The 6,539-nt window shown below is 42.3% G+C and carries 6 protein-coding genes and 1 pseudogene; 4 read left to right on the top strand and 3 right to left on the bottom strand.

Features of this window, described 5'->3' with window-relative positions; all coding sequences use genetic code 11:
* Window positions 1-138 precede the first annotated feature (138 nt).
* Window positions 139-411, top strand: a pseudogene (locus JIG41_RS05080) (alkaline phosphatase family protein); the annotation flags it as partial.
* Window positions 412-498: 87 nt separating this feature from the next.
* Here the strand turns inward: JIG41_RS05080 and JIG41_RS05075 are convergent.
* Window positions 499-1,035 (bottom strand): hypothetical protein, encoded by a 537-nt coding sequence (locus JIG41_RS05075; protein WP_065979268.1) that lies wholly within the window; start codon window positions 1,033-1,035, stop codon window positions 499-501.
* A 195-nt stretch (window positions 1,036-1,230) separates the two neighbouring features.
* On the opposite strand from JIG41_RS05075, the gene JIG41_RS05070 reads away from it, so the two are divergent.
* The 3 genes from JIG41_RS05070 to JIG41_RS05060 all read left to right on the top strand — a co-directional run bounded on the left by JIG41_RS05070 (window position 1,231) and on the right by JIG41_RS05060 (window position 4,055).
* On the top strand, window positions 1,231-2,190 hold the full coding sequence (locus tag JIG41_RS05070) for a RimK family alpha-L-glutamate ligase (RefSeq protein ID WP_036972486.1): 960 nt from the start codon (window positions 1,231-1,233) through the stop codon (window positions 2,188-2,190).
* A 162-nt stretch (window positions 2,191-2,352) separates the two neighbouring features.
* Window positions 2,353-3,501, top strand: coding sequence for a benzoate/H(+) symporter BenE family transporter (locus tag JIG41_RS05065; RefSeq protein WP_036972485.1), 1,149 nt, complete (start codon window positions 2,353-2,355; stop codon window positions 3,499-3,501).
* A 242-nt stretch (window positions 3,502-3,743) separates the two neighbouring features.
* A complete protein-coding gene (locus tag JIG41_RS05060; protein WP_036972483.1) occupies window positions 3,744-4,055 on the top strand; it encodes a cupin domain-containing protein in 312 nt (103 codons plus the stop codon).
* A gap of 38 nt (window positions 4,056-4,093) precedes the next feature.
* On the opposite strand, the gene hemH is transcribed toward JIG41_RS05060, so the two are convergent.
* The gene (gene hemH / locus JIG41_RS05055; RefSeq protein WP_074988485.1) at window positions 4,094-5,116 is read right to left on the bottom strand and encodes a ferrochelatase; all 1,023 of its coding nucleotides are present in this window, start codon (window positions 5,114-5,116) and stop codon (window positions 4,094-4,096) included.
* Between the two features lie 77 nt (window positions 5,117-5,193).
* Window positions 5,194-6,501, bottom strand: a complete 1,308-nt coding sequence (locus tag JIG41_RS05050; RefSeq protein WP_074988578.1) for an HD domain-containing phosphohydrolase — start codon at window positions 6,499-6,501, stop codon at window positions 5,194-5,196.
* Window positions 6,502-6,539 lie beyond the last annotated feature (38 nt).

The raw sequence follows: 6,539 nt of genomic DNA, 5'->3' as shown, positions 1-6,539 counted from the left end.
TTATTCAGTTAAAGCTGCTTAAAGCAGGTGGGGACAAAATTAGCTAAAGACCATATAGCAAAAGGGCTTCAGTAAGATTTTTATAAATCATCGCTGTAACCCTTTATTTTATTGGTTTTTCCTTAACTGATCTGCATTACGCGTGTGGGGGATATTATTTTACAAACGACTGCACCGCGCGTATTCACCGACAGCAAAATGGCGCCTTATTTAGGCACCCATGGTTACGCATACACCGATGATATGGCCGCCACATTTATTGCCACCGGCCCTGCGTTTAAAAACGGTATGCAACTTGATGAAGTGAGTAACTTAGATGTGTATCCGCTTATTGCAAATATATTAGGCCTGAAAATTTTAAGCCCTATCGACAGCGATGGCGCGACTTTGTGGCCAGTGTTAAACAAGTAATACGCGGCTTAAAAGCAAAGAGCGAGCGTGTAGTGCGATGTAAAACCGCGGCTACAAACTCGCCCTTTGTTGCTTGAATATTGTCACTTACAGCTTGGTTACCCAACCATACTTGCCATAACTTTCAAATTGGTAGTTTTCGTTACCCGCATTAAACTGCCCGTGTAAGGTATTTTCTGTCAGGGTCATAACGGCTTGATGGTAGTTTTGTGCGTGATCATTTAGTTTACCAAACACACTGCGATCACCGTTGCTGGCTTCAATAATGTCGGTAATTTCGACGGTGTAACTTAGGTATTCGTCTACCTTCAAAATATACTGATCACCGGTTTTTAAGGTTTTGAGTGTTTCAATATCAAATTCACTAAATGCGGTATCGCTCAGCGTTTTAGGTAAGCGCCTTTGTTTGTACAAGTAGTCGTGCGCTTTGTTTGAAAGCTGATTAAGGGGCGCGGTTAAGTTAACAATAGGCTGAGGTGCAATAAATTGCTCATCTGATTTGTATGCTATAACAGGCTTTTCAGCGCTTGGCGTAGAGATAAAGCCATCGCTTTGAATATGCCATTCGTTAAGCGCAAATGCACTGATTGGAAGAATGAAGATTAATGCAAGCGTCCTGTTCACATGTTTCTCTTACGGGTTTTAATGTTAACTTAATGTAAGTTTTTACCTTAAATTAACTTAATGGTCAATAGTTGTTCTATCAATGCTGCTTTTGGTAATCGTGACGATAAAATTTATTTGTTTTACTCGGGCTGCAATGCTGCGCATAATCCGCGTTTTTTTGTCACTTAAACCCCAAGACTAGAGGTACTAACCATGCGTGGGTGGATCATTTATAAAGACAGTTCGGGCTTGTTAAAGCAAGAAACCTATGAAGTTGAGCGTTTACTTGCAGCTGCCAAAGAAGAGGGCATTGATTTACAAGTTTTTTCGCCTGATCAATTTGATTTAACCATTACCCGCGAAGATGGCAAAAGCATTTTGATTGATGGTCAATCAGTTGCACTACCTGATTTTGTTATTCCACGTATGGGCGCGAGCACAACGTATTTTGCTTTGGCTATTATTCGCCACCTTGAGCGTTTAGGTGTGTATTGCGTGAATAGCTCGCAGTCAATCGAAACGGTGAAAGACAAGTTATTTGCACAGCAAATTTTAGCTGAGTGTAATTTACCAACCCCTAATACAATGCTCGTAAAGTTTCCGGTAAATATTGATTTAGTTGAAAAACAAATTGGTTTTCCGGTGGTGATCAAAACGTTATCGGGGTCGCAAGGCAGTGGTGTCTTTTTATCAAAGTCGAAAGAAGAGTTTGATGATCTTATGCAGTTAATCGAGGCTGCAAACCCACAAGCAAACATTATTTTGCAGCAGTTTGTTAAGTCGAGCCACGGTCGTGATTTGCGTGTACTTACTATCGGTGGACGTGCCGTTGCATGTATGGAACGCAACTCGCAGGGTAAAAACTTTAAAGCAAATGTCAGTGCGGGTGGTACAGGTAAGTCATTCCCAATTACCCCCGAAATTGAGTGGCTTGCAACACAAACGGCCAACGTTTTAAAGCTCGATGTAGCGGGCATTGATTTATTATTTGACGAGCAGCATTTTAAAATATGTGAAGCAAACTCAAGCCCAGGCTTTGAAGGCCTAGAAGGTGCATTGGGCATTGATGTCGCAAAAGAAATTTTGCACTTTATTCGTATCCGCTTAGGTATTTTTGACAAGCCCGTAGCGAAAGAAGTAAACGAAGAAGTGGTTGATCAAACTGCCGCTTAGTGATTACTTAACCGAAAGATGCACAAATACGGCCACCGCGACTAGGTGGCCTTCTGTATAGTAAATTACTCTTCAAATACTACAAAAGTGTACAGTGTCAACGTGTGCTTCTTGCGATAAGGTAGGTTTTTATCTGCATGTTTTGCAAGGAGTCTCCCCTTTATGAGTCAACTGATCAGTCGAGCAACCGCGGGCTTAGTGGCGGTGATTATTGGCTTTACCAGCTCAATTGCATTGATATATCAATTAGTGATGGTGTTAGGCGGTACCCCTGATTTAGTGGCCAGTTGGGTATTAATGCTGGGGCTTGCGATGGGAGTAAGCTCTATTGCATTGTCGTATTACTATAAAGTGCCCATTTTGGTTGCGTGGTCGACCACGGGCGCTGCATTACTTATTTCAAGCGCGCAAGGCTACACCTTAAACCAAGCTGTTGGGGCGTTTATGTTTTCGGCGGTGTTGGTGTTTTTATGCGGTATCACCGGTATTTTCGAAAAAATGATGAACAAAATTCCCAGTCAATTGGCCTGTGCTATGTTGGCGGGTGTCTTGGTGAATTTTGGCATTGATGTGTTCAATTTTATGAACGAATTGCCCTTAGTGATTGGCGTGATGGTGGCTGTTTATTTATGTGGTAAACGTTATTTCCCCCGTTTTGCGATGTTAGCCGTTGTTGTGGTTGGCTTTTTAATGGCTGCAATGACCGGACAAATTGATACAAGCAGTTGGCAATGGAAATTAAGCGAGTTTACATTTATTGCGCCAGAGTTTGATTTAAATGCCATGGTCAGTGTGGGCTTACCGCTGTTTATTGTGACGATGACATCGCAAAACTTACCGGGCATCGCTGTGTTAAAAGCACATCATTATAAGGCTCCGGTCTCGGCTGCTCTGAATGTTACGGGGCTTTTAAATGTGTTTATCGCGCCATTTGGTGGGTATTCGATTAACCTTGCGGCGATCACTGCGGCAATTTGTATGAGCCCCGAAGCCGATAAAAATCCCGATAAGCGTTATTGGGCAAGTATTGCTGGTGGTGTGTTTTATATCATTATGGCGTTACTGGCTGCGACATTAGTTGGTTTAGTCGCCAGTTTACCGCAAGCACTTATTTTAGCATTAGCGGGTATAGCCTTGTTTGCCACGATTGCCAGTAGTTTACAGCAAGCGTTAACAGAGGCTTATTATACCGAGGCAGCCATAGTGACATTTTTAGTGACGGCTTCAAACCTGACCTTGTTCACGGTTGGTTCGGCATTTTGGGGGATTGTTGCAGGGGTAATAACCTTAGTGATGACACGCAAAGATTAGGGGCTATTTAAACTAATCCGCAATGATGCTTAATCATTTTGAGGGATTAAACCTGTCGCAAGCTGTGTTAAAAATGTCTGATTTACGACTGCATGGATGCAAGAGGCTGGAGGCAGAGCAATGCGGGAGTAATTGCCGAGAACACCTCAATAACGACATGTTTGCCCAGTTATCAACGAGCTTATATTGCCCAAAATAGATCACTTAATTAAACAAATTAGTATTAAAGGTGAAAGTAACAAATGAAAGTAATACGAAGTCATGAATTTACTGCCGACCGTGCATGGGGCGCATTAGATATCGCCACAATGAACGGCATTACAACCCGTTTGCATTGGACGAATGAGCCTTACAAGTGGCACACCAACGACGGTGAAGAAGTGTTTGTGGTGTTAAGTGGTCAGGTTGAGATGCTTTATAAGCAACAGGGTGAAGTATGCGCTGAGCTGTTAAATGCCGGAGATATCTTTTATGCCAGTGTTGGCACTGAGCATGTGGCTCACCCAAAAGGTGAAGCGCGTATTTTGGTGGTCGAGACACAAGGCAGCGTGTGAGTATCAATTAGGCCCTAGTAACTAGGGCCTAACTATAATTACTTAAGCAAAGGCTTAATAACTTCATACATGGCGTTAATGTGGTCATCGCGCGTATTAAGTGCAGGAATATAACGGTATTTTTCACCGCCTGCATGCTCGAATATTTCGCGATTTTCGCCTTCTATCTCTTCTAATGTTTCTAAGCAATCGGCGCTAAACGCAGGGCTAATTATGGCAATATCTTTAATGCCTTGTGCGGGGTAACTCTCAAGCGTGGCATCGGTGTATGGTTTTAACCATTCTGCTTTACCAAAACGGCTTTGGAACGTGGTCACCGCTAAGTCTTTGTCTAAGCCTAGCTTTTCTGACACTAAACGCGTGGTTTGCATACAAAAACAGTAGTAAGGGTCGCCATTTTCTAAAAATAGTTTTGGCATACCATGATACGAAAATACCAGTTTTTGTGGTGTGCCATGGGCATTTAAATCTTCGCTGATACTGGCTGCTAACGCATCAATGTAAATAGGGTGGTCGTGGTAGCCGTTTATAAAGTGAAGCTCGGGTACCCAGCGCCATTTTCGTAATACGTTCGACACAGCATCAAACGTTGAACCAATCGTTGTACTTGAGTATTGCGGATAAAGCGGCAGCACAATAACGCGGGTAATGCCTTTTTCGCGCAGTGCTTCAAGCCCCGCTTCAATCGATGGATTACCATAACGCATTGCCATAACAACGTCGGTATCTTGATGGCCTTTCTCTTTTAAAATTGCGGCGAGTTTTTCGCTTTGTTGGCGTGTGATATGCGTTAATGGCGAACCGTTTTCTGTCCATATACTTTTATAAAGTGCAGCAGAGCGCTTTGGGCGAAGCGTGAGTACAAAGCAATACAGGATGATCATCCAAATGAAGCGCGGGATTTCGACAATGCGTGGATCAGATAAAAATTCGCGTAAGTAGGTTCTGAGTGCCGCTGTGGTTGGGGCATCAGGGCTGCCTAAGTTGGTCAATAAGATACCGGTTTTTTTATTAAATCGGCCATCATGAGGCTTATCTGTTATAGCGGAAAATCGCGACACTGATCGCTCCTTTAGAAGTAAAAGTAATATAAATCACATTGTAACGAAGTAGCGATAATAAGTGATCACTTTATTCGTTAATTTTTGATCATGATCCTGAAAGGATTCGGTTTTTTCGCTTCGAGCTGCTGTAACTTACTTATCGATTTAGGGCCAAATACATGCCCTTTAGGTAAGAGCAAAATTCCGTCGTAGTTTCTCAGGGCATGCCCAAGCACCATGCCGTTTTTTAACTCGTTTGCATTAATGATTTTCATGCTGCCAACGACTTGGTTACTGGCGCAGCTAATTTTTAATCCGCTTAAAATCTCGAGCAATTTAGGATGGTAGTAGGTGCCACTGTAAAGTTGTAATTGCCCCAGTGCATTTTCGAACTTGCTGTTTCCCAGCGAACTGACTTGAGCCACGGCTTGCCAAAAGTCGCGAGAAATAGCCAAAATCATGGCGGTTATCGGGATATCGGCGCCTTTTAATCCTTTTGGAATACCATTGCCATTGTATTGCTCAAATTGGTAATAAATGGCTTCGGATACATCGTGTAAATGCGTTGCGGGCATTAACATAAGTTGCGCCGTGCTTGGGTGCGTATAAAAAAGCTTTTTTTGATTTTCGTTTAATTCACGCGTGGGCTTTTTATACAGGGCTGGCTCCATTGCCAATAAGCCAATTTGCGCTAAATAGCCTGCCATTTCGGCCATTTCTATGTGTTTTTTATCTAACCCAAGTGCCTGCGCAATTTGCTTGCAGGTGTTCGCTATATTTTGCGCTTGAATACCATCTAGGTATGGGTTGGCGTTGATAAAATTATATAGAATCTCGAAAGTTGTGCGGTGCTCGTGTTTTTCACGTTCGTTTGCTTCTTCAAGCTGTTTAAGCACTTTACGTATTTGTTGGGTGCGTTTTTCAACCATCTGCTCAAGGTTATTATTGAGCTCTTTTAGTTGGCTGTTTTGGGCTTTAATTTTTTGCTCAAGTTGCTTATTTTTACGTTTTAAAGAGGTTTTTTCGATACCGTCATGAATGTTGCGTAACAACAGCTCATTTTGCCAAGGTTTTTGAATATAAGCGTGAATTTTTCCTTTATTTACAGCGGCAATGGTATTGTCGATATCGGAATAGCCGGTTAATAAAATACGCTGTGTATCGGGGGCAATGTTGATTGCTTGTGCAAAAAAGTCTGCGCCATCCATACCGGGCATGCGCATGTCACAAATGATCACATCAAAGGTGAAACTGTCTAAAAGTTTTAGTGCTTCAATGGGCGAAAGGCTGGTTTTAACCGAAAGATTATTTGCCGTTAACAACCTAACTAAGGTGCGTAAAACAATTTCATCGTCATCAATGCATAAAACCTGAATATGTTCTTTATTAAGTTGTTTTGCCATACCACATTGCTTTGAATCATCTTTAATCAATAACATAG

This window comes from Pseudoalteromonas sp. bablab_jr011 (genome assembly GCF_016464045.1).
Lineage (GTDB): Bacteria > Pseudomonadota > Gammaproteobacteria > Enterobacterales > Alteromonadaceae > Pseudoalteromonas > Pseudoalteromonas lipolytica.
The sequence above is the reverse complement of the archived record's forward strand: the minus strand, read 5'-3'. Positions and strand labels throughout refer to the sequence as shown.

Coding starts and splice junctions, on each gene's coding strand:
- JIG41_RS05070 (WP_036972486.1), top strand. CDS start 1,231: ATGCGTGGGTGGATCATTTATAAAGACAGTTCGGGCTTGTTAAAGCAA.
- JIG41_RS05065 (WP_036972485.1), top strand. CDS start 2,353: ATGAGTCAACTGATCAGTCGAGCAACCGCGGGCTTAGTGGCGGTGATT.
- JIG41_RS05060 (WP_036972483.1), top strand. CDS start 3,744: ATGAAAGTAATACGAAGTCATGAATTTACTGCCGACCGTGCATGGGGC.
- JIG41_RS05050 (WP_074988578.1), bottom strand. CDS start 6,501: ATGGCAAAACAACTTAATAAAGAACATATTCAGGTTTTATGCATTGAT.